Source organism: Azospirillum sp. B506, assembly GCF_000333595.1.
Classification (GTDB): Bacteria; Pseudomonadota; Alphaproteobacteria; order Azospirillales; family Azospirillaceae; genus Azospirillum.
This window is the reverse complement of record NZ_BADK01001121.1, coordinates 1-1,396: the sequence shown is the minus strand read 5'-3', so window position 1 is coordinate 1,396 and position 1,396 is coordinate 1. Positions and strand designations below refer to the sequence as shown.

The following is a 1,396-nucleotide window of genomic DNA, read 5'->3' as shown; positions in this document are numbered from 1 at the left end:
GCCGGGTGCAGCCATCCGAAACAACCCTCGAACACCACCGGTGTCGGCTTCATGCGTTCCCCCTGTAGCGGACGGGCGCCAGCGCGTTCAGCGCATGGACCTCGCCATTCGGCATCACTCGTCCGGCCGATGCCGTCCCGTCCGTAACCCCAACCCCCGAACCATTCTGCGAACCGGCTCTCGGCCGCAGGCGGACCACCCGCTCGACGCCCGGAGCCAGATGGAACCAGCCGTCATCCGCCTGGAACCGCTCATCCTCCACATGCACCGAACAGGCGAACCGCCTGGTGGCAAGCCGCAACGCCCAGTCGTCCCCGTCCCCGCTGCCTGGGGCCTCCACCACCGCCGTCAGGTCGAGATCCTGGCGCGGCAGCGAATGCCCCTTGGGGAAATAATGAGACTCGTCAATTGGTTCCGCGCACCTTTCGGCCGAAAGCAATTGCGCCGTCACCACGTCGTGCGAGATAGGCCCAAACCTGTAGCTGTAGGTCGTGTCAAAAAAGCGGTCGGACAGTTCGGCGGCGGCCAGCGCGACCGTACTCCGCGCCGGCAGCGTCACCGGCCGTTCCGCCTTCAGCACCGGCACCGATCCATCGCGCCATGCGGTCAACCGCAGCAGCGCCTCGACGGGCCGGGCGGTGTCGTTGACCAGATGAACGGCCAGCCCGTTGACGCCCTCGTCGGTCAGGATCACCCGCAGCGGCCGGAAGGCGCGCTTCAGGGCGTACCAGGCCGGCTTGCGTGTGCCGTCGGCGGCGACCACGCCCCAACCACAACCCGGCCAGGGGTCGCGCCACTGCCAGACCAGCCCGCCTGCACAGGTCGATCCGGCGCGCCGCCACTCGTCGAACACCGCCTGCATCACCTCGCCGGTCACCGCGCGCGACAGGCGGCGGTAGCGGTCGGGGTCCTCGTAGCGCAGGCGGCGCGGATCGACGGCGTAGAGCGTCTCCAGATAATGCTCCCGCACATCCTCGAAGTCCCAGGAGGCGCCGGGGTCGCGCGGCACCCGCGCCTTCCAGCGCGGATGGTGGAGCGCCGGGACGCCGAGAGGATCGTCTTCCGGCAGGTTGGCGAAGGCGAGGCATTCGCTGGCGAAGCGCACGCCGGCCCGGCGGGCGTCCTCCAGCGGCTTCATATAGGCACCGACGCCGTAGTAATGGGTCACCCCGGCATTGGCGATGAAGGGCAAGGGGCCGCCGCTGGGAGAGTTCGGCACCTGAATCAGGTCGGGACGGCGGGCTGTCGCCTCCTCCGCGATCACGGCGGTCAGAGCCGGTTGGGTCCAGGAAGCGCGGGGCAGGCCCAGCATGGCCGCCTGCTGCTCCATCTCGCTGCCGCCGCACAGCACCGCGAGGGACGGGGACGTTTGGGTGCGGTCGAGCAGCTGCGCGAT

The 1,396-nt window shown here is 69.6% G+C and carries 1 pseudogene; it reads right to left on the bottom strand.

The features are described 5' to 3' along the window. Positions 1-49: 49 nt before the first annotated feature. Positions 50-1,396 (bottom strand): annotated as a pseudogene (locus I71_RS34155) (glycoside hydrolase family 2 protein); the annotation flags it as partial.